The organism is Allobosea sp. NPDC055332, from assembly GCF_053645455.1.
In genome coordinates this window covers 153,199-179,987 of record NZ_JBSHMO010000005.1, presented here as the reverse complement: position 1 = coordinate 179,987, position 26,789 = coordinate 153,199, and the positions used below count along the sequence as shown (strand labels likewise).

Annotated in this window: 23 protein-coding genes; 10 read left to right on the top strand and 13 right to left on the bottom strand. The window is 67.5% G+C overall.

Features of this window, described 5'->3' with window-relative positions:
- The first annotated feature begins 119 nt into the window (after nucleotides 1-119).
- The gene (locus tag ACWIGM_RS26315) at nucleotides 120-1,343 is read left to right on the top strand and encodes an SMP-30/gluconolactonase/LRE family protein (protein ID WP_454028934.1); all 1,224 of its coding nucleotides are present in this window, start codon (nucleotides 120-122) and stop codon (nucleotides 1,341-1,343) included.
- Here ACWIGM_RS26315 and tsaE read toward each other — a convergent pair.
- The 8 genes from tsaE to ACWIGM_RS26275 all read right to left on the bottom strand — a co-directional run bounded on the left by tsaE (nucleotide 1,340) and on the right by ACWIGM_RS26275 (nucleotide 11,407).
- Nucleotides 1,340-2,962, bottom strand: coding sequence for a tRNA (adenosine(37)-N6)-threonylcarbamoyltransferase complex ATPase subunit type 1 TsaE (tsaE, locus tag ACWIGM_RS26310; RefSeq protein WP_454028933.1), 1,623 nt, complete (start codon nucleotides 2,960-2,962; stop codon nucleotides 1,340-1,342). The genes ACWIGM_RS26315 and tsaE overlap by 4 nt on opposite strands.
- Complete coding sequence (locus ACWIGM_RS26305) at nucleotides 2,959-5,403, bottom strand: sensor histidine kinase (RefSeq protein WP_454028932.1); 2,445 nt, start codon at nucleotides 5,401-5,403, stop codon at nucleotides 2,959-2,961. Before ACWIGM_RS26305 ends, tsaE begins: the two co-directional genes overlap by 4 nt.
- 475 nt (nucleotides 5,404-5,878) lie before the next feature.
- Entirely contained in the window at nucleotides 5,879-7,279 is a 1,401-nt protein-coding gene (ahcY, locus tag ACWIGM_RS26300; RefSeq protein ID WP_454028931.1) for an adenosylhomocysteinase, read from the bottom strand.
- Between the two features lie 263 nt (nucleotides 7,280-7,542).
- Nucleotides 7,543-7,875 (bottom strand): HPr family phosphocarrier protein, encoded by a 333-nt coding sequence (locus tag ACWIGM_RS26295; RefSeq protein WP_454028930.1) that lies wholly within the window; start codon nucleotides 7,873-7,875, stop codon nucleotides 7,543-7,545.
- 17 nt (nucleotides 7,876-7,892) lie between these two features.
- Entirely contained in the window at nucleotides 7,893-8,294 is a 402-nt protein-coding gene (locus ACWIGM_RS26290; RefSeq protein WP_454028929.1) for a PTS sugar transporter subunit IIA, read from the bottom strand.
- Nucleotides 8,295-8,397: 103 nt separating this feature from the next.
- On the bottom strand, nucleotides 8,398-8,850 hold the full coding sequence (locus ACWIGM_RS26285; RefSeq protein WP_454028928.1) for an HPr kinase/phosphorylase: 453 nt from the start codon (nucleotides 8,848-8,850) through the stop codon (nucleotides 8,398-8,400).
- Nucleotides 8,847-10,640: a stimulus-sensing domain-containing protein gene (locus tag ACWIGM_RS26280; RefSeq protein ID WP_454028927.1), complete on the bottom strand. Its 1,794-nt coding sequence runs from the start codon at nucleotides 10,638-10,640 to the stop codon at nucleotides 8,847-8,849. The genes ACWIGM_RS26285 and ACWIGM_RS26280 overlap by 4 nt, the downstream gene beginning before the upstream one ends.
- 65 nt (nucleotides 10,641-10,705) lie before the next feature.
- Nucleotides 10,706-11,407, bottom strand: coding sequence for a response regulator transcription factor (locus ACWIGM_RS26275; protein WP_454028926.1), 702 nt, complete (start codon nucleotides 11,405-11,407; stop codon nucleotides 10,706-10,708).
- Nucleotides 11,408-11,556: 149 nt separating this feature from the next.
- On the opposite strand from ACWIGM_RS26275, the gene ACWIGM_RS26270 reads away from it, so the two are divergent.
- From ACWIGM_RS26270 to ACWIGM_RS26260, 3 genes are all read left to right on the top strand, one after another.
- Nucleotides 11,557-12,306, top strand: a complete 750-nt coding sequence (locus tag ACWIGM_RS26270; protein WP_454028925.1) for a HugZ family pyridoxamine 5'-phosphate oxidase — start codon at nucleotides 11,557-11,559, stop codon at nucleotides 12,304-12,306.
- 208 nt (nucleotides 12,307-12,514) lie between these two features.
- Nucleotides 12,515-14,125 (top strand): phosphoenolpyruvate carboxykinase, encoded by a 1,611-nt coding sequence (locus ACWIGM_RS26265; RefSeq protein ID WP_454028924.1) that lies wholly within the window; start codon nucleotides 12,515-12,517, stop codon nucleotides 14,123-14,125.
- Nucleotides 14,126-14,160: 35 nt separating this feature from the next.
- Nucleotides 14,161-15,171: an Lnb N-terminal periplasmic domain-containing protein gene (locus ACWIGM_RS26260; protein WP_454028923.1), complete on the top strand. Its 1,011-nt coding sequence runs from the start codon at nucleotides 14,161-14,163 to the stop codon at nucleotides 15,169-15,171.
- Nucleotides 15,172-15,181: 10 nt separating this feature from the next.
- Here ACWIGM_RS26260 and ACWIGM_RS26255 read toward each other — a convergent pair whose 3' ends face one another.
- Nucleotides 15,182-16,048, bottom strand: a complete 867-nt coding sequence (locus ACWIGM_RS26255) for a LysR family transcriptional regulator (RefSeq protein ID WP_454028922.1) — start codon at nucleotides 16,046-16,048, stop codon at nucleotides 15,182-15,184.
- A gap of 122 nt (nucleotides 16,049-16,170) precedes the next feature.
- Between ACWIGM_RS26255 and ACWIGM_RS26250 the strand changes: the two genes are divergently transcribed.
- Nucleotides 16,171-17,712, top strand: coding sequence for an MFS transporter (locus ACWIGM_RS26250; protein WP_454028921.1), 1,542 nt, complete (start codon nucleotides 16,171-16,173; stop codon nucleotides 17,710-17,712).
- Nucleotides 17,713-17,722: 10 nt separating this feature from the next.
- Here ACWIGM_RS26250 and ACWIGM_RS26245 read toward each other — a convergent pair whose 3' ends face one another.
- Both ACWIGM_RS26245 and ACWIGM_RS26240 read right to left on the bottom strand, forming a co-directional pair.
- Complete coding sequence (locus ACWIGM_RS26245; RefSeq protein ID WP_454028920.1) at nucleotides 17,723-18,463, bottom strand: M48 family metallopeptidase; 741 nt, start codon at nucleotides 18,461-18,463, stop codon at nucleotides 17,723-17,725.
- A 51-nt stretch (nucleotides 18,464-18,514) separates the two neighbouring features.
- Nucleotides 18,515-19,816 (bottom strand): polyhydroxyalkanoate depolymerase, encoded by a 1,302-nt coding sequence (locus tag ACWIGM_RS26240; protein WP_454028919.1) that lies wholly within the window; start codon nucleotides 19,814-19,816, stop codon nucleotides 18,515-18,517.
- Between the two features lie 184 nt (nucleotides 19,817-20,000).
- On the opposite strand from ACWIGM_RS26240, the gene ACWIGM_RS26235 reads away from it, so the two are divergent.
- The 3 genes from ACWIGM_RS26235 to ACWIGM_RS26225 all read left to right on the top strand — a co-directional run bounded on the left by ACWIGM_RS26235 (nucleotide 20,001) and on the right by ACWIGM_RS26225 (nucleotide 22,407).
- Nucleotides 20,001-21,350, top strand: coding sequence for an ActS/PrrB/RegB family redox-sensitive histidine kinase (locus ACWIGM_RS26235; RefSeq protein ID WP_454029405.1), 1,350 nt, complete (start codon nucleotides 20,001-20,003; stop codon nucleotides 21,348-21,350).
- 77 nt (nucleotides 21,351-21,427) lie between these two features.
- On the top strand, nucleotides 21,428-22,000 hold the full coding sequence (locus ACWIGM_RS26230) for an ActR/PrrA/RegA family redox response regulator transcription factor (RefSeq protein ID WP_454028918.1): 573 nt from the start codon (nucleotides 21,428-21,430) through the stop codon (nucleotides 21,998-22,000).
- On the top strand, nucleotides 21,997-22,407 hold the full coding sequence (locus tag ACWIGM_RS26225; RefSeq protein ID WP_454028917.1) for a group III truncated hemoglobin: 411 nt from the start codon (nucleotides 21,997-21,999) through the stop codon (nucleotides 22,405-22,407). The genes ACWIGM_RS26230 and ACWIGM_RS26225 overlap by 4 nt, the downstream gene beginning before the upstream one ends.
- Here the strand turns inward: ACWIGM_RS26225 and mmcB are convergent.
- Nucleotides 22,404-22,865, bottom strand: coding sequence for a DNA repair putative endonuclease MmcB (gene mmcB, locus ACWIGM_RS26220; RefSeq protein WP_454028916.1), 462 nt, complete (start codon nucleotides 22,863-22,865; stop codon nucleotides 22,404-22,406). The two genes, ACWIGM_RS26225 and mmcB, sit on opposite strands and share 4 nt — an antisense overlap.
- 80 nt (nucleotides 22,866-22,945) lie before the next feature.
- Between mmcB and ACWIGM_RS26215 the strand changes: the two genes are divergently transcribed.
- Nucleotides 22,946-23,965 (top strand): MraY family glycosyltransferase, encoded by a 1,020-nt coding sequence (locus tag ACWIGM_RS26215; RefSeq protein ID WP_454028915.1) that lies wholly within the window; start codon nucleotides 22,946-22,948, stop codon nucleotides 23,963-23,965.
- Nucleotides 23,962-24,894 carry an NAD-dependent epimerase/dehydratase family protein gene (locus tag ACWIGM_RS26210; protein ID WP_454028914.1) on the top strand — a complete coding sequence of 311 codons (933 nt, stop codon included), beginning with the start codon at nucleotides 23,962-23,964 and terminating at the stop codon, nucleotides 24,892-24,894. The genes ACWIGM_RS26215 and ACWIGM_RS26210 overlap by 4 nt, the downstream gene beginning before the upstream one ends.
- Here ACWIGM_RS26210 and ACWIGM_RS26205 read toward each other — a convergent pair.
- On the bottom strand, nucleotides 24,815-26,782 hold the full coding sequence (locus tag ACWIGM_RS26205) for an SDR family NAD(P)-dependent oxidoreductase (protein WP_454028913.1): 1,968 nt from the start codon (nucleotides 26,780-26,782) through the stop codon (nucleotides 24,815-24,817). The genes ACWIGM_RS26210 and ACWIGM_RS26205 overlap by 80 nt on opposite strands.
- Nucleotides 26,783-26,789 lie beyond the last annotated feature (7 nt).

The window sequence follows — 26,789 nt, the reverse complement described above, 5'->3', positions numbered from 1 at the left end:
GTCCTGTTGGGACAGGGTTCGTCATGACCGGGCGGGCGCCTTCCGCCACGTCACCGCCGCAATCGGCGCTCCCGATGGCCGGGTAAGAACGGCTTAAGTTCAACCTAGGGAGGTCAGCGATGCAGCAAAGCACAATCGATGAATCACGTCCCGCATTGTCACGCCGCCGCCTGTTGCAGGCCGCAGGGGCCGGGGCGCTCATAGCCGCCGCCGATACGGCCCTGGCACAGGCCCCTGCTGCCCGGCCCGGACCACCGAGCACGGTGACCAGCCCGCCGCGCGATTTCAGCCGCGGCGGCGCGCCGACCACCTATTTCTGGGACCCGGACGTCATTGCCGTCGATCCCGCCTTCGAGGGGCTGGCCCAGCCCAATGCCGCGATCCAGCGGCTGTGGACCGGCGCCCTCTGGGCGGAAGGCCCGGCCTGGAACGCACAGGGGCGCTATCTCGTCTGGAGCGACATCCCGAACAACCGGCAGATGCGCTGGCTCGAGGATGATGGCCGCGTCAGCGTCTTCCGCACGCCGTCGGGCAACAGCAACGGCAATAGTTTCGACTTCCAGGGCCGGCAGCTCTCCTGCGAGCATCTCAACCGCCGCGTCGTGCGCTACGAGCTCGATGGCTCGGTGACGATCCTCGCCGACAAGTTCGACGGCAAGCGACTGAACTCGCCGAACGACGTCGTCCAGCATCCCGATGGCAGCTACTGGTTCACCGATCCACCCTATGGCGGCCAACTCTATGAAGGCGCGCCCGATGCGGCCGGCGGGCCGAGCAACACCAGCGGCAAGATCAATCCCCGGCTCGGCCAGCCGCCCGAGATCGGCTCCTACAAGCGCGAACTGCCGACGAACTGCTACCGCATCGATCCGAGCGGCCGGGTCGACCTCGTCGTCACCGAACAGCAGGTGCCCGATCCGAACGGCCTGTGTTTCTCGCCGGACTTCAAGAAGCTCTACATCGCCTCGACCGGCAAGGGCCCGGGCGATACCGGCCCCGGCGGCAAGGGCGACATCCATGTCTTCGATGTCGGCGCCGACAACAAGCTCTCCAACGGCAAGCTGTTCTCGGACTGCATGGTCGACGGGGTGAAATGCGGGCCAGACGGCTTGCGCTGCGACGTGCAGGGCAATCTCTGGGCCTCCAGCAATGCCGGTCGCGCCGTCGGCTACAATGGCGTGCTCTGCTTCAACCCGGAGGGCAAGCTGATCGGCCGCATCCGGCTGCCGGAGGTCTGCGGCAATGTCTGCTTCGGTGGGCCCAAGCGCAACCGGCTGTTCATGGCGGCGAGCCAGTCGATCTATGCGGTCTATCTCGGCACGCAAGGCGCCGGGCCGGGCTAAGAAGCGCCCGGCTCAGGCCCGTCCTGCTCGGGCTCAGGCCGATCCTGCTCTGCGGGATCGGCCTTCGCTTCCGGCTCCTGCCCCGCATAGAGCTTGGGCAGATAGGTCTCGTACCACGCCTTCAGCTCGGCGAGCGCCGGCTGTTCGAGGTTGCGGCGGAGATAAGCCTCGATCCGCGGCAGGTGCTTGAGATAGCCCGGCTTGCCGTCGCGCCGGTCGAGCCGGGCGAAAATGCCGGCGATCTTGGTGTTGCGCTGCGCGCCGAGGATGGCATAGGCGCGGGCGAAGCCTGGCAGGTCGAAGCCCGGATCGGTGCCGCGACGCGCGCCGGCATAGGCCGCGAGCAGGCGCAGTTCCAGCGCCGCCGGCACGTCGACCCGGGCATCTTGGCCAAGTGCGACGAGATCATAGCCGGGGTGCCCGAGCACCGCGTCCTGGAAATCGATCAGACCGAGCCTGGCATGGCCGACGCGATCCGGCAGCCAGAGCAGGTTCGGCGAGTGATAGTCGCGCAATGTCCAGGTCGCGGGCGTCTCGAAGAGCTCGTCGAAGAGCTTGTCCCAGATGCGGCTGAACTCGGCCCGCGTCACAGCCGGCAAGCTGACGCCGGCGATATGCGGGGCATACCAGTCGAGCACCAGCTCTGTCTCGATCGCGAGCGCCTCGCGGTCATAGTCCGGCAGGACATGGTCGCGCCCTTCCGCCACCGGCAGGATCGTCGGCAAAGCGTGCCGGTGCAGTTCGGCGAGCAGGCGGGCCGCGGCCTCGTAGCGCTCCGGAATGGGGCCGTCCGCATCCACGACCGGCTCGGCGCCGAGATCCTCGGTGATCAGGAGGCCGGTGACGAGGTCCTGCGCCAGGATCTCTGGCGCGGAAAGGCCGAGCGAGCGCAAACCCTTGTCCATGGCGACGAAGGCATCGACGGTTTCCGCGAGATGGGCGATCGCGCTGTAGGGCTTGCCCTGGCGGATCGCCGGCCCGTCCGCGCGCGGCGGCGAGATCATCAGGATCGCGGTTTCGCCCGAGGGCCTGATCAGGCGCTCATAGGCGCGGCTCGAGGCGTCGCCGAGCATGAACTCGCGCCTGGCCTCGCTCCAGCCGGCCTCGTCGATCAGCCGGCGCGCCCCGATCGCGAGCGCCAATCGCTGGCGCCAGAGCACGCCCCCGGAGAGCGTCGCGATCCGGCCCTGCTCGGGATTGTCGGGGTCGACCTCGAGCACGATGTCGAGCCGCCGACCCGCCGGCAGGCGCGTGCCGGCCCGATCCGGCCATTCGACGATGGTAACGGCGAGATCGAGATCCTCGATCAGGCCGATATCGTCGAGCTCGTCGGAGTTGCGGACACGGTAGAGATCGGCATGGAGCAGGAGCCCGCGCGGGCTGTCATAGCTCTGCACCAGGGTGAAGGTCGGGCTCGGCGCCTCCAGCGCCGGGTCGTCGGCGAGGCGGCGCAGCATGGCGCGCGCCAGCAGCGACTTGCCGGCGCCGAGATGGCCGGAGAGCGCGACGATGTCGCCGGTCTTCAGGATATCGGCAATGTCCTCGGCCAGCCGTACCGTTGCGGTCTCGCTCGGCAGGATGACGACATGGGTGCCCGCCCGCGCGGCTTCGTCACTCATTCAGCGGCGTCCGAGATGCGCATGCCCTCGGGCGGAAAGACGGCCGTGACGCGCGTTCCCTGGCCCAGCGCCGAATCGAGCTCGACGCGGCCGCCATGCAGTTCGACGATCGAGCGGACCATCGACAGGCCGAGCCCGACGCCGCGATGGCGCGACCCCAGCGAATGACTCTCGAAGCGGTCGAACACCTTCTCCTTGACCTCGTCCGGGATGCCGCGGCCCTCGTCGGCGACAGTGATGCGGATCTCGCCGCCAAAGCGGCCGGCGCTGACACGGATGGTCTGGCCAGGCTGCGAGAAGCCGATCGCGTTGGAAAGCAGGTTGAACAGGATCTGGCGCAGGCGCTTGGGATCGGCGCGCAGCGGCCCGGTCTGGGGGGCGATGTCGACCTGCAGCTTGAGCTTGCTGTCGGCGAGGCGGTCCTGCAGCCCGGTCGCGGCCTGGGCGATGGTCTTGGCGACATCGACCTCCTCGAGATCGAGGGCGAGAGCGCCATTGTCGATCGAGGCGAGGTCGAGAATGTCGTTGATGATGGCGAGCAGCGCCCCGGAGGAGCGCACGATATGGCCGGCATAGTCGCGCTGCTTGTCGTTCAGCGCGCCGACCGTCTCCTCGCCGAGCAATTGCGCGAAGCCGATGATGTTGGTCAGCGGCGAGCGCAGTTCGTAGGAGACGTGGTGGACGAATTCCTCGCGCAGCCGCGAGACACGCTCCAGGGCATCGTTGCGCTCGGTCAGCGCCCGCTCGACGTTCACGCCGGCAGTGACGTCGGCGAAGGTGATCAGCGTCGCGCCGTCGGGCAGCGGTGCGGCGGTGCAGTCGAGCACCATGCCGTCGCGGCGCTCCATATGGCAGCGATAGTCCTCGCGCGCATCGCGCACGCCGGCGACGGCGCTGCGGATCTCGGTCCAGACGGCATCATCCGGGAAGAGCGGCCGGCTCAGGGTCACGACCTCGTCGATATGCGGCGACGCAGCGGCGCGCTCGGGCGAGAGCTTCCAGAGTTGGGCGAAGGCCGGATTGGAGAGCTTGAGGCGGCCATCCGAGCCGAACACGGCGACGCCTTCGCGCAGTGAGTCGAGCGTCTCGCGCTGGGTGCGCGAGAGCGCGTTGAAGCGCGATTCCAGGGTGAAGCGCTCGGTCTCGTCATCGAAGAGATAGGTGACGCCGCCCTGCGGGTTCGGGCTGGCGACGACATGGACGGTGCGCCCGTCAGGCAGATACCACCAGTCCTCGCTGGCGCGCGTCGCGGTGTAGGCGGCGTGGACCTGGGCTTTCCAGGTCCGGTAGTCGCCGAGCTCGGGCAGGCGGCGTTCGGTCCGCAGGCGATCGAGGATCTCGCCATCGCTCGGGCTCGAATCGAGGAAGCCAGGATCGAGCGACCAGAGCACCTCATAGCCGCTGTTGCGATAGACCAGGCGCTGGGAGGCGTCGAAAACGGCGACGCCGGTCTTCAGCCGGTCGAGAGTGCGCACATGCGCGTCCATCTGGCGCTGCAGATCGGCGCGGACCGCTTCGAGCTCGCTCATATCGGTGGCGATGCCGGCATAGCCCGAGGGCGTCGGCGTCTCCAGGACGTCGACGATGCGGCGCTGGCCGGCCATGACGACGGGCGCGCGCAGCTGGAAGACGCGGCCGTCCTTGCGGGCCTTGGCGGCAGCCTCGCGCTCGCTGCGGTCGAAGAGGTCGAGCCCGGCCGTGACCGCCTGCTGACCATCGGAAGCCTCGACGGCGCGGGCATAGGCGGCGTTGACCCAGGTCAAGCGGCCATCGGTAGCGCGGGTCCAGACCGGCTGTGACAGGCCGGCGAGCAATGTCGTGAGCGCGGCATGGTCGCTGGCGAGCTTGCTCAGCTCGTCTTCCAGCGCCAGCGCCCGGGCACGTTCGCCGTCGACCTCGCGCAGGCGAATCACGGCGCGGCCGGCAACCGGCCGCCCTTCTGCATCGACATAGCGGCCGGCCTTGGCCTTGAAGGTGAAGGCGAAGGCCTCGCCGTGCTCCTTGAGGGCCTCGGTCGCGAGTTCGAGCCGCTTCGCTTCGGCTGGCGGCGCCCAGCTGCCATAGGCCAGCGCCGGGGCGGAGCCGCCAATGCCGAGGAAGCCGCTGTCGCCCTCGACCATCGGGCTCGCCTTCGGCCCGTCCCAGCTCAGCACAACCTGCCGGTCGGCCGCCAGAAGAGCACCCAGCCGGTCCTGATGGCCGCGTGTCGCCTCGAGCCCGGCAGCGAGCTCGCCTTCCCGCCTTGTCCAGCGCGAGCGCTCGCGGACATAGAGGATCGAGGTCGTGGTGGCGAAGACGACGAGGCCGACGAAGATCAGGGACAGACCGCCGGTGCTGAGCCAGTCGGCCCGCATGGGAAGCAGCGCCTCGGCCTGGGCGAGAGCGGGAGCCGGCGCGGCGCCGGCAAGCCCAGGCAGGAGGAAGCGGACCGCTCCGTTCATCTCCCATCCGGCCTGCTTTGCCCGTCTCATTCTCGCGTCCATCCTGTCCCAAGCCAGCCTATGGCCGTGATCGGCAGGGTGTCGCCAACACGACAGCCGGCCATGGTTCCCCTGAAGGACCCACACCCGCAACCCCCGCAAAGCCACCGCTGCACGAAACCGGACGCCGCATGCGAAGCCTGCCGGCAGCCCGAATCAGTGCCACTGTAATCACCGCAGGACTCCGGCAGGAAGTGCTTAATCGACAGTAAAGGCCGAATGGCGACGGCCGGGCGCGGCGCCAAACGGAGTGGGGCCACAAGTTGATACCGGGCAGGCGTGAGCATCTATTAGTAGTAGCTGAAGCGGTGCCTCCCGAATGCAAAAAGAGCCCGGCACGAGGCCGGGCTCCTTGAGAGCGGGCGTGAGATCCGGAAGGATGGGGTCCGGATGACGCGATGCGGTTTCACCCGGCTCCGGCCGGGCAGAACCTGGATCAGTAGCGGTAGAGCTCCGGCTTGAACGGGCCGGTCTGCGCCACGCCGATATACTTCGCCTGGGCGTCGTTGAGCTTGGTCAGCTTGGCGCCGACCTTGGCGAGGTGGAGCGCCGCGACCTTCTCGTCGAGATGCTTGGGCAGGGTGTAGACCTTGTTCTCGTACTTGCTGTGGTGGTTCCAGAGCTCGACCTGGGCCAGCGTCTGGTTCGAGAACGAGCAGGACATCACGAAGGAGGGATGGCCGGTGGCGTTGCCGAGGTTCACCAGGCGGCCTTCCGAGAGCAGGATGATGCGCTTGCCGTCGGGGAACTCGATCTCGTCGACCTGCGGCTTGACGTTGTCCCACTTGAAGTTCTTGAGGCCGGCGACCTGAATCTCGGAGTCGAAGTGGCCGATGTTGCAGACGATGGCGCGGTGCTTCATCGCGCGCATGTGGTCGACGGTGATGACGTCGAGATTGCCGGTCGCGGTCACGAAGATGTCGGCGCGCGGGGCGGCGTCCTCCATGGTGACGACCTCGTAGCCCTCCATCGCCGCCTGCAGGGCGCAGATCGGATCGATCTCGGTGACGAGCACGCGGCAGCCAGCCTGGCGCAGCGAGGCGGCCGAGCCCTTGCCGACGTCGCCATAGCCGGCGACGACCGCGACCTTGCCCGACATCATCACGTCGGTGCCGCGGCGGATCGCGTCGACCAGCGACTCGCGGCAGCCATAGAGGTTGTCGAACTTCGACTTGGTGACGCTGTCGTTGACGTTGATCGCCGGGAACGGCAGGCGGCTCGCCTTGGCGAGCTCGTAGAGGCGATGCACGCCGGTGGTGGTCTCCTCGGAGACGCCCTTGATCGCGGCGCGGGTCTTGGTGAACCAGCCCGGATTGGCCTTCAGCTCACGCTTGATCAGCGCGAAGAAGATGGTCTCTTCCTCATTGCCCGGCTTGTCGAGGAAGGCGGCGTTGCCGGCCTCGGCCTCGGCGCCGAGGATGATCAGCATGGTCAGGTCGCCGCCATCGTCGAGGATCATGTTCGGGGTGCCGCCATCGCCCCAGGTCGCGGTGCGCAGCACGTACTCCCAGTACTCTTCCAGCGTCTCGCCCTTGATGGCGAAGACCGGGGTGCCAGTGGCGGCGATCGCCGCGGCTGCGTGGTCCTGGGTCGAGAAGATGTTGCAGGACGACCAGCGGACGTCGGCGCCGAGCTCCTTCAGGGTCTCGATCAGCACCGCGGTCTGGATGGTCATGTGCAGGCAGCCGGCGATGCGGGCGCCCTTGAGCGGGGCCTTGCCGGCGTGCTCGGCGCGGATCGCCATGAGGCCCGGCATCTCGTCCTGGGCCATGTTGATTTCCTTGCGGCCGTAGTCCGCGAGGCTGATGTCCTTGACGACGTAATCCTGCTTCGACACGGGGGCGCTCCAATCGATCGTGCTTTGAATGACGGCGCGCTCTCTAGCAGGGCCTCCGGGAGAAGGCAATCAAAGATATAAAGATGTCTTTATGTGCCCACCATATGTGACCTATGGCGACCGGCGCCAGCACCGCTCACGTATGGTGCACAGGGACATCCGCCCTCTGAACAGCAGCACGAAAAAGCAGGCCAGCATGGCCGCGGAGCCGACGGCTTTACGAAAGCCATCGCTGCGACGACAGAATCCCACCCGTTGAGCGTCTACTCGCCTTCGCCGAACCGGTCGGCGACCAACGCGCCGAGCGCCTGCAGCGCTTCCTTCGCCTCCGCGCCCTTGGCGACGACGGTGATGGTCGAGCCGATGCCGGCACCCAGCGTCAGGATACCCATGATCGAGGTCGCGCCGACCGTCTCGCCGCAGCGCGACACGGTGATGTCGGCATCGAACTGGCTGGCGCATTGCACGAATTTCGCCGTGGCGCGGGCGTGCAGGCCCTTCTTGTTGATGATCTGGAACTCGCCATAGACGGCGCCTGCCGGGATCTCGACCTCTGTGCAGTCGCAATCCTCGTCGCGGATCTCTTCGTCACGCATGCCTTGCACGCCGGACCTCATTTGCCCGCGAGCACGCGGCTGGCCACCGTGATGTATTTCCGGCCTGCATCCTGCGCGCTGCTAACGGCTTCGTCGAGGGTCTTCTCCTCGCGCACGCTGGCGAGCTTGATCAGCATCGGCAGATTGACGCCGGCGACGACGTCGATCCGGCCCGGTTCCATCACCGAGATGGCGAGATTGGAGGGCGTGCCGCCGAACATGTCGGTCAGGACGATGACGCCGCTGCCATTCTCGACCTGCTCCACCGCCGCGATGATGTCGCGTCGGCGGCCCTCCATATCGTCATCGGGCGCGATGGCGATAGTCGCGAGGTTGGCTTGAGGGCCGACGACATGTTCGAGCGCGGCGCGGAATTCCGTCGCCAGGTGCCCATGCGTGACAAGCACGAGTCCGATCATTCAGTACCACCGGAGAGCGCCCATCGGCGCCCGGACAAGGTCGCGGTTTATGCGGCAGGTGCGAAAGATAGGCAAGGCTTGTCTCGAACTCCTCGAAACCAATTCACCCCGGACCGGCGAAGAGCGCAAGCGCTGCGAGCACCAGACGTTCGTCGCCCGCCCTCGGAAACACGGATAATCGCGGCAGCGCGATCCCGGCGATGGTCTCGACCAGCGCCTCCGGCTCCGGCATGCGTTTGGGTTCTGCACCACAATCGACGACAAGTCGGATCACTGCGGTTGCAAGATGCGGTTCCGGCGTCAGTCCGAGCCCGCGCCGCTCGACCAGACCCTCGATCGGCGGCACTGGCGAAGCCAGGAGGCGGCCGGCCCGGACGGCGACTTCGGTCCGATCATCGGCGATCAACCTGGCGAAGCGGCCCTGGAGCTGTGCCAGGCCGACCAATGCCAGCGCCAGGCTCGACTTGCCGGCGCCCGATGGACCGCGGATCAGGATTCCGGCCTCGCCGATCACGACGGCACTGGCATGCAGGCGCAGCGGGGGCGGAGTGCTCATGCCGGCTGCACCGCTGCCGGCAGGCGCACGATGAAGCGGGCGCCGAGCCGCGTGTCCTCGCCTTCCGACTGCTCGGAGGCGTAGCGGTTCTCGGCCCGGATCGTGCCGCGATGGGCCTCGACGATCTGGCGCGAGATCGACAGGCCGAGCCCGGAATTCTGGCCGAAGCCGCTTTCCGGCCGGTCGGTGTAGAAGCGCTCGAAGATCCGCTCCAGCGCATGCGGCGGAATGCCGGGGCCGTCATCCTCGATGGTGATCAGCACGTCGCCGGCGACGCGCGCGAGCTTGACCCTGACCGGCTTGTCGGCCGGCGAGAAGGAACGGGCATTCTCGATCAGGTTGACGAAGACCTGGCCGAGGCGGGAATCGTGGCCAAGCACGCGGAAGGGATCGGCGCCCGGGCGCTGGCCGCGCCGGTCGACCACGAGCTCGACGACAGGCTGGCCCTCGCGGCGGATCTGGTTCTGGACCGAGACCACCGCCTCGACGAGCTGAGCGACGTCGAGCGGAGCAGCATCGTCACGGGCGAGCTCGGCATCGAGGCGCGAGGCGTCGGAGATATCGGTGATCAGCCGATCCAGCCGTTTCACATCATGGCGGATGACCGCGAGCAGGCGACCGCGCGACTCCTCGCTCTTGGCCAGCGGCAAGGTCTCGACGGCGCTACGCAGCGAGGTCAGCGGGTTCTTCAATTCATGCGCGACGTCGGCGGCGAAGCGCTCGATCGCCTCCATGCGACTGTAGAGCGCCTGGGTCATCTCGCGGAACGAGCCGGAAAGGTGGCCGATCTCGTCATGGCGGCTGGAGAAATCCGGAATCTCCTCGCGCGCCTTGACGCCGCGGCGCACGCGCTGGGCCGCGTCGGCAAGCTTGCGGATCGGCTCGGCGATGGTGCCGGCGAGCAGCACCGACAGGATGATCATTACGCCGGCAGCGACGGCGAAGACCTGGAAGATGGCGTAGCGCTCGGAGGCGATGACGGCGTCGATGTCGCCGCCCTGCGTCGAGAGCAGCAGCGCGCCGCGCACGGCCCGGAAGCGCTGCACCGGCACCGCCACCGAGACGATGGTCTCGCCGCGGGTGTTGACCCGCACCACGCTCGCCGGCGAGCCGGCGAGCGCGCGGGCGACCTCGGTATAGGACTTGCCGTTGGCGTTGGCGAAATCGTCATAGGCCGGCACGTCGGCGCGGCCGAGCCGGTTGCGGAACATGTTCCAGGTGCGCTCGAGCAGCGGCGGCTCGTCGCTCTCGCCGATGCGCGGCAAGTCGAGCCGCAGGATGTCGCCGCGCGAATAGAGATTGCGCGAATCCAGCGTCAGCATCCCGTCCTTGTCGTAGATGCGGGCGCGCGTCTTGGTCGGCGTCACCAGCCGGCGCAGCAGCGGGGCGACCTTCTCCGGGTTGATCGAGAAATCGAGCGGATCCTCGGCGATCGCGCCGCTCTCGCCCGCCTGCATCTGCAGGAGCTTGTCAGGATCGATCGCGATCGTGTCGGTTTCGACCGTGGCCGAGGCGGCAATGGCGCCGGCGATGATCTCGCCCTGTGTCAGCAGGCTCTGCACCCGCGCTTCGATCAGGCCCTCGCGGAACTGGTTGAGGTAGAGGAAGCCGACGAGGAGCGCGACGAGGCCCGCGAGGTTGAGGACGACGATGCGCCGGGTCAGGCTGGAGGCGGCCCGCCCGGAGACGGCGCGCAGCATGCGGCGGCCGAACAGGGCGGCGCGACGACGCAGCGTCAGCCCCGGCCGCGGCCCACTGGCGCGGGCCCCCTCCTGTTCGATCGTAGCCATGAGCGGCTCATACCCTGTCCCGGCGCTCACGCAAATGCCGTAACGAGCCGCGCCGGGGACGCTCCTCAGGTCTCCTTGAAGCGGTAGCCGACGCCGTAGAGCGTCTCGATCATGTCGAACTCGACATCGACCTGGTTGAACTTCTTGCGCAGGCGCTTGATGTGGCTGTCGATGGTGCGGTCGTCGACATAGACCTCGTCGTCATAAGCGGCGTCCATCAGCGCGTTGCGGCTCTTGACCACGCCTGGCCGCTGCGCCAGCGACTGCAGGATCAGGAACTCGGTGACGGTCAGCGTCACGGGCTCGCCCTTCCAGGTGCAGGTGTGGCGCTCCGGATCCATCCGCAGCAGGCCGCGCTCCAGCGCCTTGGCGTCCTCGGTGCGGACGGTCGCGGTCGCGTCGCGCGCGCCGGCCCGGCGCAGGATCGCCTTGACCCGCTCGACCAGCAGGCGCTGGGAGAAGGGTTTGCGGATAAAGTCGTCGGCGCCCATCTTCAGGCCGAAGAGCTCGTCGATCTCCTCGTCCTTCGACGTCAGGAAGATCACCGGCAGATCCGACTTCTGGCGCAGGCGGCGCAGCAGCTCCATCCCGTCCATGCGCGGCATCTTGATGTCGAAGATGGCGAGGTCGGGTGGATTCTGCTTCAGCCCATCCAAAGCCGAGGCGCCATCCGTATAGGTCTGGATGCGATAGCCCTCGGCTTCCAGTGCGATCGAAACCGAGGTCAGGATGTTGCGGTCGTCGTCGACCAGCGCAATGGTTGGCATAAGCTTTTCCGGCTCTTTGTTTCTTGGCGTTGCAATCAACAGGGTCCACTCTCGCGCGAGAACGGCCAAAGCATGGCTGCAATCTAGCCAAGCCAAGGCGGTTTCGCTACGTCTCGTGCTCGAAAACCCGTGAGGCGGCGAAAAGTGCCATGGCGAGCGATCCGATCAGGCCGACCGATGCCAGCGCACGCGGGCTCGCGCGCGGGTTGCTGCGCAGCGCGCGCTCCGGCTCTCTGGCGACGCTGACGCCGGAGGGGCACCCCTTCGCCAGCCTGACCAGCCTCGCGACTGATATCGACGGGACCCCGCTGATCCTGGTCTCCTCGCTGTCGGGACACACCGGCAACCTCGTCGCCGATCCGCGCTGCTCGCTGCTGATCGCACCCGGCGGCAAGGGCGACCCGCTCGCCCACGCGAGGATCACGCTGCTGGCCACCGCCGAAAAGGTCGAGCGCGAGACGGATTTCGGCCAGCGGGTGCGCCGACGCTTCCTGGCGCGCCAGCCGAAAGCGTCCCTTTACGTTGATTTTCCCGATTTTTCCTTCTTCGCGCTGAAGCTCCAGCGCGCCAGCCTGAACGGAGGCTTCGGCCGGGCCTATGAGCTCGAGGCTGGCGACGTGCTCAGCGACTGCTCGCAATCCGGGCTGCTGATCGATGCGGAGGAAGGCGCCGTCGCTCATATGAACGAGGACCACGCCGAGGCGATCCAGCTTTACGCGACAAGGCTGCTCGGCGGCGAAGACGGGAGCTGGCGCCTCTCGGGCGTCGATCCCGACGGCGCCGACCTGATGCTCGGCGACAAGGCGCTGCGCCTGCCTTTCGACGAGCCGGTGACCACGCCGGATGCCCTGCGCAAGGCCCTCATCGCCCTCGCCGGCAGGGCACGCGAGGCGGCCTGAACGCGGCGATTCACCACAGCCGAATTTTCAAACGATTTAAATCCGCCACGGCCATTGGCGAACTATCCTCATGACTTGAGCCGGCGTTCTCATCCGCCTAAAGAGCCCTCCACTGCACCGGCCCATCGGGCCCATAGTGGGGTCCACCCCGCTCCAATCACGGCGCCGGCTTCATCAGGCGGCGGCTTCTCGGCAGGAGGAATTGCCAGTGGAGACCATCGGTCACGTCAACCCGGCCAACGGCGCCGACAGCTTCGGCTTCCGTGGGCTCAAGGCGGTCTACTGGAATTTCGAGGCGGCGCGCCTCTATGAGGAATCCCTGCGGCGCGGCGAATCCCAACTCGCCCGCGGCGGCGCGCTCTGCGCCGACACAGGCAGCCATACCGGCCGCTCGCCCAAGGACAAGTTCGTCGTCAAGGACGCGCTGACCGAGAAGACGGTCTGGTGGGAGAACAACGGCGCGATCTCCTCGGAGCAGTTCGAGACCCTGCTCGGCGACTTCATCAAGCATGCCGAAGGCAAGGAGCTGTTCGCGCAGGACCTCTATGGCGGCGCCGATCCGGCCCACCGCGTCAAGGCGCGGGTCTTCACCGAATTCGCCTGGCACTCGCTGTTCATCCGCAACCTGCTGATCCGGCCCGAGGCCGGCGAGATCGCGGGTTACGTTCCTGAGCTGACGATCGTCGACCTGCCGAGCTTCAAGGCCGATCCGAAACGTCATGGCTGCCGCAGCGAGACCGTGATCGCGATCGACTTCTCCCGCAAGATCGTGCTGATCGGCGGCACCGCCTATGCCGGCGAGATGAAGAAATCGGTCTTCACCTATCTGAACTACACGCTGCCGGCCAAGGGCGTGGTGCCGATGCACTGCTCGGCCAATGTCGGCTCCAAGGACGATCCGGCGATCTTCTTCGGCCTCTCCGGCACCGGCAAGACCACGCTCTCGGCCGATCCCGACCGCACCCTGATCGGCGACGACGAGCATGGCTGGTCGAAGGAGGGCATCTTCAATTTCGAGGGCGGCTGCTACGCCAAGACGATCCGGCTCTCGGCCGAGGCCGAGCCGCAGATCTTCGCGGCCTCGCAGCGTTTCGGCACGGTGCTCGAGAACATCGTGATGGATGAGATCTCGCGCGACGTCGATTTCGACAACGAGACCAAGACCGAGAATACCCGCTCGGCCTATCCGCTCGACTTCATCCCGAACGCCTCGCGCTCGGGCCGCGCCGGCACGCCGAAGAACATCGTGATGCTGACTGCCGACGCCTTCGGCGTGATGCCGCCGATCGCCAAGCTGACCCCGGCCGAGGCGATGTATCACTTCCTCTCCGGCTACACCGCCAAGGTCGCCGGCACCGAGCGCGGGCTCGTCGGCGTACAGCCGGAATTCTCGACCTGCTTCGGCTCGCCCTTCCTGCCGCGCCACCCGTCGGAATACGCCAATCTGCTGCGCGACTTCATCGCCAAGCACCATGTCGATTGCTGGCTGGTGAACACCGGCTGGACCGGCGGCGGCTACGGCACCGGCCGGCGCATGCCGATCCGCGTCACCCGGCGCCTGCTGACGGCAGCACTCGACGGCTCGCTCAATCGCGCCGATTTCCGCCGGGATCCTTATTTCGGGTTCGCCGTTCCCACTTCGGTGCCCGGCGTCGAGCCGCACATCCTCTATCCCGTCAAGACCTGGCAGGACAAAGCCGCCTTCGCCGAAACCGCGAAGAAGCTCATCGGCATGTTCGCGGAGAATTTCGCGAAGTTCGAGCCGCATGTCGACGACGCCGTGAAGGCGGCCGCGCCGACGAGTTCGCTCGCCGCTTGAGCGAAAGGCACGTCTGCATGCTATGAGAGGCGGCGATGAGCCGCCTCTTTTTCGTTCTGCTGCAGATTCTGCTGACGCTTGCACTCCTCGGCGCCGCCGCCTGGGGCGTCGGGCTCCTGATCTTCCGCCTGCCCGGCGCGATCGGAATCGCTGCCGCGATCGGCTTTGGCCTCGCCGCCCTCGCCGGCGCCGTCGGGATCTGGAGCGGCGCGCCGCGCCTGCCGCTCGCCTTCGCCGTGCTCTTCGTCAGCCTGCTCGGCTGGTGGGGCAGTCTGAAGCCCTCGCATGAGCGGGCCTGGATCCCCGAACTTGCGCGCCTGCCGCAGATGAACGTGGCAGACGGGCGCCTCACCGTGACCAATCTGCGCCACTTCACCTGGCGCACCGAGGGTGACTACGACCAGCGCTGGGAAACCCGCAGCTACGACCTGTCGCGCATCCAGGGCGCCGATCTCTTCCTGTCCTACTGGTCGGGCGAGGCGATCGCGCATCTCCTGATCAGCTTCCCCTTCGAGAACAGCGACCCGCTGACGATCTCGATCGAGGTCCGGCGCGAGAAGGGCGAGGAATGGTCGGCGCTGGCCGGCTTCTTCCGCAGCTACGAGATGGCCTATGTCGTAGCCGACGAACGCGATCTGATCGGCCTGAGGACCCAGGCGCGCGGAGAGGACACCCGCCTGTTCCGGCTCAACGCCTCGCCCGCACAAGCGCGCGACTTGCTGTTGGCCTATGCCGAGGACATCAACCGGCTGGCGCAAACGCCGCGCTGGTACAATACGCTGACGACCAACTGCACCACCGTCGTCTATCACCTCGTCGGCCAGGTCGCACCTGGCTGGAAGTTCTCGCTGCCGCTCGATCCGCGCGTGCTGCTCTCGGGCTATCTTCCCGGCTATCTCCGCGACATCGGCTCGGTGCGCCAGGATCTGCCGCTCGACGAACTCGTGAAGCGGAGCCATATCGGCGAGAAGGCGCGCGGCCTCAAGCCTGATAGCCCGGACTTCTCGCGCGTCATCCGAGAAGGCGTGCCGGCCGCGCGGAACTGAGGGCCTATTTTCAGCACACGATCGGCCGATGCTCGCGGAACGCGGCGGCGAGCGTACGCAGGGCAGCGCGCGATCTGGCGTCGGTGAGGGTCGAAACCATGACGATCTCCGAAGTGGGGAGGTCGGGCAGGCCGAAACGATAGCTGACCTCGACGGTCCCTGCCGGCGCGAGCCGGCAGGAGAAGGCCGAAACGGCAAGGCCGGCGGCGACGGCCGCATCGACCGCGATCGAGCCGCCACCGATGAAAACCTCGACCCAGGGGATGCCGGCGGCGTCCAGTGCCTTGGTGGCGATGTCGCGTACGCCGCAGGATGACGAGAGCATGGCGAGCCGCAGCGGCTCGCCCTGGCGATGCTCGAAACTCGGGGCCGCGAACCAGCCGAACGACTCCGGTGCAAGAACCTCGGCCGGCCGGCGATCATCGTCGCGACGAACGATCGCGGCATCGAGCTCGCCCTTGTCGAAAGCTTCGAGCAAGGGCCGGGAATGACCGAGCTGCACCTCGATCATCAGGCCGGGATCGTGCGCGTTGAGGCGCGCCAGCAGCGTCGGCACCTCCGGCCCGAAGACATGGGCGGCAATGCCGAGACAGAAGCGGCGGCGTGCATTGCAGAGCGCCGAGAGCGCGCGGTCATGCGCAGCGAGGAAGGCGCGGGCTTCGTCGAGGAACATCGCACCCTGCGCGGACAGACGCACGAGTCGCGGCGTCCGTTCGATCAGGCGGTGGCCGAGCCGCTCCTCCAGCCGCTTCAGCCTGAGGCTCACGGCAGCCTGATGGCTGCCCAGTGCCGTCGCGGCGCGGGTGAAACTGCGCTGCTCGGCAATCGCGACGAAAGCGCGGACGGCATCGACGTCGAGGGTCATGGCATCGACCATATCAGATCATCATCACTGAAATAGCAATTCATTCGGTTCTGTAATTGCGATGCAGCAGTTAGCTTGCCCGCAACTCGACGAAGGGCCGCGTGCGCGCCCGCCGACAGGAAAGATCCGACATCATGGACGTCACCCAAGCGCTGCCGGCGTCGCGTTCGCACGGCATGCCGGCCCTCATTGCCGCCTGCCTGACGGCACTAATGTTCGGCCTCGAGATCTCCAGCGTGCCGGCGATCCTGCCGACGCTCGAAAAAGCGCTGCCGGCCAGTTTCAAGGAGATGCAGTGGATCATGAACGCCTACACCATCGCGGTGACGGGCGTGCTGATGGCCGCGGGGACGCTGGCGGACCGCTATGGCCGCAAGCGGGTCTTCCTGATCGCAATCATGGCCTTTGCCATCGCTTCGCTGGCCTGCGGCCTGGCGCCCAACGCAACGGTACTCATCGTCGCCCGCATATTTCAGGGCCTGAGTGGCGGGGCAGGTCTCATCTGCAGTGTCGCCATCCTGTCGCAGCAGTTCCGCGAACCGGCCGAACGGGCGATGGCCTTCAGCGTCTGGGGGGTCGTCTTCGGCATCGGCCTCGGCTTCGGGCCGATCATCGGCAGTGCCATCGTCGTGCTTTCGGGTTGGCAGTGGGTCTTCCTCGTCCATGCGCCGGTCGCTGTCGCGACGGCGCTTCTGGCACTGGCTTCGATCCGGGAATCACGTGACCCTGACGCGGAGCGCCTCGATATCGGCGGCATCGCAACCTTGTCGCTGTCGGTATTCTGTCTGGCCTATTTCATCACGCAGGGCCCCGATCTCGGCTTCACCAGTCCGCAGGCCCTGACCATCCTCGCGATCGCGGCGGCGAGCTTCATCGCCTTCCTCCTCGTCGAACGGGCGGTCAGCCGCCCGATGATCGATGTCTCGGTCTTCCGGATCCGCGCCTTCTCCGGCGCCATCATCGGCGCGGCCGCGATGAATGTCAGCTATTGGCCATTCATGATCTACCTGCCGATCTGGTTCGAGGCCGGGCTCGGCTATGATGGCCTCACTGCGGGGCTGGTGCTGCTCGCCTATACGCTGCCCACTTTGGTCGTGCCGCCGCTGGCCGAGCAGCTGGCCCGGCGCTACCGGGCCGGCATCGTCATCCCGGCCGGACTCTTCACCATCGGCCTCGGCTTCATCGCGATGAAGCTCGGTACCTCCGTCGCCTCGCCGAGCTGGCTGACCATGCTGCCGGGCTGCCTGCTCTCCGGCATCGGTATCGGCCTCGCCAACACACCGGTCACCAACACGTCGACAGCCTCCGTACCGGCCGAGCGCGCCGGCATGGCCTCGGGCATCGATCTCAGCGCACGGATGATCTCGCTCGCCATCAACATCGCGCTGATGGGCTTCATTCTCGTCGAAAGCGTGCGCGCTTCGCTCGCGACCAGGCTCGCAGCCGGCATCGATGCGGCGACATTGCGCAGCCTGGCGGAAAAGGTTGCGGCTGGCGCGCCCATCGCCCCCGGAACCGGCTTGTCGGCAGCGCTGGCGCGCCAGGCGCTCGCCGACGGCTTCGGAGCGGTCATGCTCTATGGCGGGATCGGCGTCTGGCTGCTCGCGGCAGCGAGTTTCGTAGTCTTCGCCGGAACGTCAGCGCCGAAGGGCGCGGTGCCCTGCCAGGCGCAATGACAGCAGGCGATCAGCCATAGCCGTGCAGACTCGCACCGTGGCGCTTGAGCCAAGCCTCAGCTTCCTCGGTGCGCGGGCAGAGCTTGTGCGTCAGCGCCCAGAAGCGGTGCGAATGGTTCATTTCCTTGAGATGCGCGACCTCGTGGGCGGCGAGATAGTCGAGCACCAGCGCCGGGGCGAGAATCAAGCGCCAGGAGAAGCTGAGATGGCCCTTCGAGGAGCATGAGCCCCAGCGACTAGTGGTGTCGCGCAGCGTGATCTTGCGGGCGGGGATGCCGAGCACGGCGGTGTGCGTGCGCACCGCCTTCTCGAGATCGGCGAGAGCCTCACGACGCAGGAAGTCGCTAACCCGGCGCGCGACATGGGCCGCCTCGCCGCAGACCGCGATGATCGGCTCGCCCTCGGTCGAGACCGTTGCCCGGGTCAGCCCGCGCACCTTGGTCCAGTGCACGATGCGATGCGGCACGCCGCGCAGGGGAACGAGGGCTCCGGCCTCGAAGGCCACGCCTTGCGGGCGCTTGGCGAGGCGCGCCGCGATCCAGCCACCATGATTCTCGGCGAAGATGCGGCCGGTCGCGAAGTCGACGCGTTCAGGCAGGGTCAGCGTGATTTCGCCGGTCGCCTGCGAGACACGCAGCGTCAGCCGGCGCGCCGTCGAGCGCCGCCTGACGGTGACCGGATAGAGCGTGCCGGCATGGGCGACCTCGATCCGGTCGGGATCGGGCTTGCGCCTGAACAGGGAGAACCGCATCCCCGCGATTGTGCGGGATTCGCAGCGGGAGCGGAAGGGGTCGGGCTTAACTCAGCCCGCGACCTTCAGCACCTTGCGGGCCGTTTCCGCGGTGTCGTTGCGGCGCTCCTTGGCCGCCTTCATGTCGAGGGTGAGCATGAAGTCGGCGATGCGCGGCGCGATCTCCGAGCGGAAGCGCGAGCCGTTGAAGACGCCGTAATGGCCGACGCCCTTCTGCAGGTATTCGACCCGCATGTCGTCGGGGATGTTGACGCACAGATCATGCGCCGCCTTGGTCTGGCCGACGCCGGAGATGTCGTCGTTCTCGCCTTCGACCGTCATCAGCGCGACGCTGCGGACCGCCTTGAGGTCGACCGGCTTGCCGCGATGCAGCATCTCGCCCTTGGGCAGGGCGTGCTTGACGAAGACGGTGTCGACCGTCTGCAGGTAGAACTCGGCGGTCAGGTCCATGACCGCGAGATACTCGTCATAGAAGTCGCGGTGCTTCTCGGCCGAATCGCCGTCGCCTTCGATCAGGTGCTTATACATGTCGTAATGGGCGGTGAGGTGGCGGTCGAAATTCATCGCCATGAAGCCGGAGAGCTGCATGAAGCCCGGATAGACTTCGCGGAAGGCGCCGAGATGCGGGAACGGCACGCGGGTGATGCAGTTGCGACGGAACCAGTCGGTGCCACGCTCCATGGCGAGCTGGTTGACCGCGGTCGGCGAGCGGCGCGTGTCGATCGGCCCGCCCATCAGCGTCATCGAGCGCGGCGAAGCCGGATCGCCCTCGGCCTCCATGCGTGCGATCGCAGCGAGCACCGGCACGGAAGGCTGGCAGACGGCCATGACATGGGTGTCGGGGCCGAGCTTCTGCAGCATGGCGATGACGTAGTCGATATAGTCGTCGAGATCGAAGCTGCCGGCGGCGAGCGGCACCAGACGGGCATCGATCCAGTCGGTGATGTAGACCTCATGATCGGGCAGGAAGGCCTCGACCGTGCCGCGCAGCAGCGTGGCGTAATGGCCCGACATCGGCGCGACCAGCAGCACCTTGGGCTGCGGCTTGCGGCGCCCTTCGATCTTGCGGTCGAAATAGATCAGGTTGCAGAAGGGGCGCTGCCAGACGATTCGCTCCTCGACTGCGACGGTGACGCCGTTCATCGTGGTGGTATCGAGGCCGAAGGCCGGCTTGCCGTAGCGGCGCGTGGTGCGCTCGAACAATTCGCAGGAGGCAGCGATCGAGCGGCCGAACGGGGTGTAGGTCAGCGGATTCGCCGGGTTCTTGAAGGCGAGCTGCATGGCATCGGACAGAGCCCGCGCCGGGCTGACCATCATGTGAACCGCCTCATAGGCGTGGTAGGCGAACGACATGGCGGCCCTTTCGCGCTTTCGCAGCGCCGCATCCCACGATGCAGCGCAACAAGGGAACGCAGCCTAAGTAGAATTTGTTCTCATTCAATCGTTCAAAGGGCTAAGATTTCCTTGTGATGCCAATTAGCCACAGCTTCCTACTCCCGATTCGCCGGGCGCTTCGCGAAGATCGCGCGCCGTGACGATCGCCGACCTCGTCCCATCCGCTCCCGGCGGCACGCCGCGCCATTTGCGGCTCGACACGCTGGTGCGCCTGCGCTGGCTGGCGATCGCCGGACAGAGCGTTGCCGTCGCCGGCGTGCATTTCGGGCTCGGCTTCTCGCTGCCCTTCGGCTGGTGTTTCCTCGCCATCGCGGTCTCGGCCTGGCTCAACATCGCCCTGCGCATCCGCTTTCCGCTCAGCCACCGGCTGCGCGAAGGTGCGGCGACCGCGCTGCTCGGCTTCGACATCCTCCAGCTCGCGGCGCTGCTCTATCTCACCGGCGGCCTGCAGAACCCGTTCGCGATCCTGTTCCTGGCGCCGGTGATGATTTCCGCGACAGCACTGCCGCCGCGGCATACGCTGGCACTGGGCCTCCTCGCCGCCGGACTGGCGACGCTGCTGGTGTTCGTGCACTGGCCCCTGCCCTGGGCCGGGAGCGACCGCCCGTTGCTGCCGCCGCAATACCAGCTCGGCAACTGGATCGCGCTTTTGCTCGGGCTCGGCTTCACCGGCATCTATGCCTGGCGCGTCGCCAAGGAAGCCCGCGATCTCTCGGAGGCGCTTGCCGCGACCGAGCTGGTGCTGGCGCGCGAGCAGCATCTCTCGCAGCTCGACGGCCTCGCAGCCGCAGCCGCGCACGAACTCGGCACACCGCTCGCCACGATCGCGCTGGTCGCCCGCGAGCTCTCTCGCCTCGCGCCGGCCGAGGGCGAGATGGCGGAGGACATCACGCTGCTGCGCGAGCAGGTCGAGCGCTGCCGCGGCATCCTCGGCAAGCTCGCCTCGCTGCAGGACGACGATGCCGGCCCGCTCGACCAGCTCTCGCTCAGCCTGCTGATCGAGGAAGCAGCCGGGCCGCAGCGGCCCTTCGGCGTGCCCTTCGAGATCGCCCTCGTCGGTGACAAGCCGGAACCGGTCTGTCGGCGCAATCCCGGCATGATCTACGGGCTGGGCAACATCGTCGACAACGCCGTCGATTTCGCGGGCTCCAAGGTGACGATCACGGCACAATGGACCGAGGGCGCGGTCGTCCTGACCATCGCCGATGACGGGCCGGGCTTCCCGCCCGAGGTGCTGTTGCGGGCGGGCGATCCCTATCTTTCGCGCTCGCATGCCAAGGAATCGCGTGCCGGTGGCGGTCTCGGCCTCGGCCTGTTCATCGCCAAGACGCTGCTGGAACGCAGCGGCGCGACGCTGGAATTCTCCAACCTGCCGCTGCCGGCGACCGGCGCCAGTATCCGCATCACCTGGCTGCGCGCCGTCTTCGAACGCGACGATCGCCTCGCGGGACCTTCAAACCCGGAGCTTTTGGCCCCATATGCGACAGAATGAGGCGTTGCGGCGTTTGAGCGCGTCGCGCAATCGATACAGCGAATATTGAGCCGGGCAGATGGCCCCGGCAGGAGATGATGGCGATGGACACGGCGCCGAGCGCAGAGGTCAGCGACAATGCCGGCAGGGACATGTCCCTGCTGCTCGTTGACGACGACAAGCCGTTCCTGACCCGACTTGCCCGCGCCATGGAAGGGCGAGGCTATTCAGTACGAACGGCCGAATCCGTCGAGGCTGGCCTTGCCGCAGTCGAGGAGGCGGCCCCGGCCTTCGCCGTTATCGACCTGCGCCTCGGCGACGGCAACGGGCTCGACGTGATCGCCCGCCTCAAGGAGAAGCGGCCCGATGCGCGCGGCGTCGTCCTCACCGGCTACGGCAACATCGCGACGGCGGTGAGCGCAGTGAAGCTCGGCGCCTTCGACTTCCTGGCCAAGCCCGCCGATGCCGACGAGATCCATTCGGCGCTGGCGGCCGGACCGAATGCCCGCCCTGTGCCGCCGGAAAACCCGATGTCGGCCGACCGGGTGCGCTGGGAGCACATCCAGCGCGTCTACGAACTCTGCAGCCGCAATGTCTCCGAAACGGCGCGCCGGCTCGGCATGCATCGGCGTACCTTGCAGCGCATCCTCGCCAAGCGCGCCCCACGATGAGCGGAGAGCCGCTCCCCGAGCGGATCACCGAAGAGCTGATCGCGGAGCTGGTCGACACCTTTTACGGCCGCGTTCGCCAGGACCCGCTGATCGGCCCGATCTTCCTCGCCAAGCTCGGCAACGATTGGGGTCCGCACCTTTCCAAGCTGCGCGATTTCTGGTCGTCGGTGACGCTGATGAGCGGGCGCTATCGCGGCAAGCCGCAGCAGGTCCACATGCCGCTCCCGCTCGAGATGCCGCATTTCGAGCGCTGGCTGTCGTTGTTCGAGGCGACGGTGTCCGAACTCTGCACCGGCCCGGCCGAATTCCTGTTCATCGACCGCGCGCGTCGTATCGCCGACAGCCTGCAGATCAGCCTGAACATCGGCCCCAAGGCACTCGACCTGCCGCAGCGGGCGGCGGGTTAGGTTCCCGGATCCTCCAGCAGGGCGAGGCGCCCGGCAGCCAGCCTGGCGAAAGCGATGGTCAGCATCTTCCTGCGCGCCGGCGCCAGTTGGTGACGCGGCGGCTCGCGCAGCATCTCGCCGCCGAAGGCATCGGCGACGATCAGGCCGACATCCTCGGGCAGGATCTCCAGCGGGAATTCGGGCGCGACGGCGAAGAGGAAGCCGTCGCAGTAGTCGCGGTAGTCAGGCCATTTGCCGTCGACCCGATAATCCTCGATCCCCGACTTGACCTCGACGACCAGCAATTCGCCCGACGGCGAGAGCGCGACGATGTCGCCGCGCCGCCCATTGGCGAAGGTCATCTCCTTGACGACGGCATAGCCGCGCTCGCGCAGATGGCGCGAGGCGCCGCGACAGACGGCACGAGTGATCTCCGGACGCGCGGGCGGCGGATTGAGGACGGAATCGGCGACGGCCATATCTGCTATGTTCTTCTTTTGTGCTCGCCGATGCAAGTGCCGCTTGCGGTGACCGCAGGCATGGCTATGGTCCGCCCGCCTTGGAACGCTTCGCTCCCCTCCTGCTGATCGCGCTCGCCGCCGGCCTCGCCTTCGTGCTGTGCCTGCTGCTGCGCCCCCTGATGATGCGCTATGCGCTGGCGCGGCCGAATGCACGCTCCAGCCATCGCGTACCGACGCCGCAAGGCGGCGGCATCGCCGTGCTTGCCGGCGCCTTCCTGGCGTTGGGACTCGCGCTGGCCTTCATTCCGATGGATGCAGGCGCCCGGCACGGCCTCGCCCTGGTCATGGTCGCCTCCGCCCTGCTGGCCGTCGTCGGCGCCTGGGACGACATCAGGCCGCTCTCGCCGGCCCTGCGCCTGCCGCTGCAATTCTTCTGCGTCGGCATCGTCATCTTCTACGCCGCGCCGGAGGTGCGCCTGCTGCCGGAGACGCTGCCGCTATGGGCCGAGCGTGGCCTCGCGCTGATCGCCGGCGCCTGGTTCGTCAACCTCGTCAACTTCATGGACGGGATCGACTGGATCACTCTCGCCGGGCTGGTGCCGCTGACCGGCGCGATCGTGCTGGCCGGCGCCAACGGCATCGTCGATCCCGCCACCGGCTTTCTCGCCGCGGCGCTGCTCGGCGGGCTGCTCGGCTTCGCACCGTTCAACAAGCCGGTCGCACGCATCTTCCTCGGCGATGTCGGCTCGCTGCCGCTCGGCCTGCTCGGAGCCTATCTGCTGTATCGCCTCGCCGGCACTGGCGCGCTGACCGCGGCGCTGATCCTGCCGCTCTACCACGTCATGGACTCGACGATCACGCTCCTGCGCCGCCTGATGCGTGGCGAGAAGGTCTGGCAGGCGCACCGCTCGCATTTCTACCAGCAGGCGACCGACAACGGCTTCAAGGTCATCGAGATCGTCACGCAGATCGGCCTGCTCAACCTTGGCCTGATCGGGCTCGCGGCGGTCAGCATCGCCGTGCCCGGGCTGTGGGCACAGCTCGGCTGCCTGCTGACGGCGCTGGTGCTGACCATCGCCGTGCTGCGCCGCTTCGCGCGCAAGCGAGCGCGGCCGTGAACGGCGAGCGGGTCCTGCTCACTGGCGCGACCGGTTTCGTCGGCCGGCATCTGCTGCATGATCTCGCCGCTCGCGGCTACCGGTTGCGGACCGCGGGCCGTAACGCAGTGCCCGCCATTCCCGGCGTTGAGCATGCCACCATCGGTGATCTCGGCGCCCCGATCGACTGGCAGCCCGTACTCGACGGCATCGATCTCGTCGTCCACAGTGCCGGGCTCGCCCATGCCGACGGTGAGATCCCCGAAGAGCGCTACCGGGCAGTCAACACCGATGCGACGCTGGCGCTGGCACGGGCTGCACAGGCAGCGGGCGTCCGGCGCTTCCTCTTCCTATCCTCGATCCGGGCACAGAGCGGTCCAATCAGCAGCGGACCTCTCAGCGAGGCCGATCCGCCGACCCCGACCGACGCCTATGGCCGCTCCAAGCTCGCGGCCGAACAGGGGCTCGCCGGGCTCGATCTCGACTGGGTCGCGCTGCGGCCGGTGCTGGTCTACGGGCCTGGGGTAAAGGCCAATATGGCGGCGCTGCTGAAGCTGGCGCGGCTGCCCCTGCCGCTGCCGCTCGGCGAACTTTCCGCAAAGCGTTCGCTGCTCGCGATCGAGAACCTCGCGGGGGCGGTCGCCTTCGCATTGACGCAAGCCTGCCCGGCACGGCGCAGCTACATCGTCGCCGATCCGGAGCCCCTCTCGGTCGCGCAGATGCTCGCCGCGATGCGCGCCGGCCTCGGGCGCGGGCCGGGGCTGATCCCGGTTCCGTCGTCCCTGCTGGCGCTGGCGGCACGGCTCGCGGGGCGCCAGGGCGCTTATGAGCGCCTGGCGAACGGACTCGTCGCCTCGTCCGCCGCCCTGATCAGCGCGGGCTGGCGACCGCCTGCGGAGACGAAGGCTGCGCTGGCGCGGCTGGCGGCGAACCCGCTTGACGCCGGCTGAAATCGGGGATCGCCGCCTCGAGCACCGCCTCGGCGCCGAGCCGGTCCTGCGCCGCCAGCGCCCGCTCGAGCTCGTCGAGCCAGCCCCGCATGCGGGCACGGCCGGCGAAGATGGGCTTGGCCGCCATGACGCCGTCGAGCCCGGTCTCGGCCATCGGCTCGTCCTTGGCGAAAAGGATCTCGTTCAGGCGCTCGCCCGGCCTGACGCCGGTCACGGCGATCTCGATATCGACGCCTGGCTCGTAGCCGGCGAGGCGAATCATGCGCTCGGCGAGGTCGATGATCTTGAGCGGCTGGCCCATCTTCAGCACGTAGACGGCGGCACGCTCGTCCTGGGCCTCGTGCTCGGGCGCATGCGAGGCCGAGGTCAGCACGAGGTCGCAGGCCTCGCGGATGGTCATGAAGTAGCGGATCATGTCCGGGCTGGTCACGGTGACCGGGCCGCCGCGCTCGATCTGTGCCTTGAACTTCGGCACCACCGAGCCGACCGAGCCGAGCACATTGCCGAAGCGGACCGCGACGAGCCGCATGCCACGATTGCCGGCGGCGAATTCGGCATCGCGGGCCTGGGCGTACATCTCGGCGAAGCGCTTGGTCGCGCCCAGCATCGAAACCGGCTCGATCGCCTTGTCGGTCGAGATCATCACGAAGATGCCGGCGCCTGCGGCGATCGCCGCCTCGACGGCGACGACCGAGCCGAAGATGTTGGTCTTGATGCCCTCGCCCCAATCGGCCTCGAGATAAGGCACGTGCTTCAGGGCGGCGGCATGGATGACGATGTCGGGCGCGAAGGCCTTGAACAGCGGACCGAGGCGCGCCTCGTCGCGGACATCGGCGAGCGCGCCGGTGACCCGCATCGGCAAGTCCTGAGCCGCCAGCGCTTCCGTGACGTGGAACAGCGCCGGCTCGGAGTTCTCGACGACGAGCAGTTCGGCAGCGCCGAAAGCGGCACAGCGCAGGCAGATTTCGGAGCCGATCGAGCCACCGCCGCCGGTGACGATCACGCGTTTGCCCTTGAGGAAGCCCTCGAGCCGCGCACGGTCGATCTTGACCGAGGGGCGCACCAGGAGGTCCTCGATCTCAAGCGGCGCCAACTCGCTGCCACGCATGCCCTCGCCGAGCGTATCGAGGCGCGAGATCGGGATAGCGAGCTTGCGGGTCTGGGCGAGCCATTTGTCCGGCTCGGCCTCCGGCGCCAGCGCGCTCGGCGTCGCGACGATGCGGCGGAACGACTCGCCACGCCCATCGGCATCGCTCGCGACCGTCTCGATCTGCGAGAGCAGGCCGAGCACCGGGACGCCCCGGATGGACTGGCCGAGATCGTCGGGGCGCGGCGTCAGGATGCCGGCGGGGCGCATCTTGCCCATCGCGCCCGATTCCATGGCGCGGATCACCATTTCGATGTCGGTGCCGCGGCCGAGCAGCAGGGCCGGCAGCGTCGCCTCGCGCGAGGCCTGATGCTTGGAACGGGAGTATTTGAAATAGCGATAGGCCAGGCGCGGACCGCCGAGCAGCGCGATCTGCACCAGCCAATAGAGGACCAGCGTGATCTTGCCGAAGTAGAAGTAGCCATAGAGGTTCGGCGAGACCAGCACGTAGTCGACGACCAGCAAGGTCAGCGTCAGGACCGTCACCGCCCGGACGATGTTGGACAGATCCGGCAGCGAGGCGAAGCGCCATTTCGAGCGATAGAGCTGGAAGAACCAGTAGACCGCGCCGGCATAGGCGACGAGGAAGGGCAGGATCGACGGCAATTGCCGCATCCGCTCGTCGAACAGCCAGCCATCGAAGCGCACGGCGAAGACGAAGACGATCGCGAGTGCGGTCATCGCCAGATCATGGACGACGACGGCGAGCTTCTTGGCGCTCTGTTTGGTGAGATTCAGCATGCGCGGC

Coding starts and splice junctions, on each gene's coding strand:
- ACWIGM_RS26270 (WP_454028925.1), top strand. CDS start 11,557: ATGGCGAGCGATCCGATCAGGCCGACCGATGCCAGCGCACGCGGGCTC.
- ACWIGM_RS26275 (WP_454028926.1), bottom strand. CDS start 11,407: ATGCCAACCATTGCGCTGGTCGACGACGACCGCAACATCCTGACCTCG.
- ACWIGM_RS26255 (WP_454028922.1), bottom strand. CDS start 16,048: ATGGTCGATGCCATGACCCTCGACGTCGATGCCGTCCGCGCTTTCGTC.
- ACWIGM_RS26240 (WP_454028919.1), bottom strand. CDS start 19,816: ATGTCGTTCGCCTACCACGCCTATGAGGCGGTTCACATGATGGTCAGC.
- ACWIGM_RS26225 (WP_454028917.1), top strand. CDS start 21,997: ATGAGCGGAGAGCCGCTCCCCGAGCGGATCACCGAAGAGCTGATCGCG.
- ACWIGM_RS26230 (WP_454028918.1), top strand. CDS start 21,428: ATGGCGATGGACACGGCGCCGAGCGCAGAGGTCAGCGACAATGCCGGC.
- ACWIGM_RS26290 (WP_454028929.1), bottom strand. CDS start 8,294: ATGATCGGACTCGTGCTTGTCACGCATGGGCACCTGGCGACGGAATTC.
- ACWIGM_RS26205 (WP_454028913.1), bottom strand. CDS start 26,782: ATGCTGAATCTCACCAAACAGAGCGCCAAGAAGCTCGCCGTCGTCGTC.
- tsaE (WP_454028933.1), bottom strand. CDS start 2,962: ATGAGTGACGAAGCCGCGCGGGCGGGCACCCATGTCGTCATCCTGCCG.
- ACWIGM_RS26305 (WP_454028932.1), bottom strand. CDS start 5,403: ATGAACGGAGCGGTCCGCTTCCTCCTGCCTGGGCTTGCCGGCGCCGCG.
- ACWIGM_RS26260 (WP_454028923.1), top strand. CDS start 14,161: ATGAGCCGCCTCTTTTTCGTTCTGCTGCAGATTCTGCTGACGCTTGCA.
- ACWIGM_RS26250 (WP_454028921.1), top strand. CDS start 16,171: ATGGACGTCACCCAAGCGCTGCCGGCGTCGCGTTCGCACGGCATGCCG.
- mmcB (WP_454028916.1), bottom strand. CDS start 22,865: ATGGCCGTCGCCGATTCCGTCCTCAATCCGCCGCCCGCGCGTCCGGAG.
- ACWIGM_RS26315 (WP_454028934.1), top strand. CDS start 120: ATGCAGCAAAGCACAATCGATGAATCACGTCCCGCATTGTCACGCCGC.
- ACWIGM_RS26245 (WP_454028920.1), bottom strand. CDS start 18,463: ATGCGGTTCTCCCTGTTCAGGCGCAAGCCCGATCCCGACCGGATCGAG.
- ACWIGM_RS26285 (WP_454028928.1), bottom strand. CDS start 8,850: ATGAGCACTCCGCCCCCGCTGCGCCTGCATGCCAGTGCCGTCGTGATC.
- ACWIGM_RS26295 (WP_454028930.1), bottom strand. CDS start 7,875: ATGCGTGACGAAGAGATCCGCGACGAGGATTGCGACTGCACAGAGGTC.
- ACWIGM_RS26280 (WP_454028927.1), bottom strand. CDS start 10,640: ATGGCTACGATCGAACAGGAGGGGGCCCGCGCCAGTGGGCCGCGGCCG.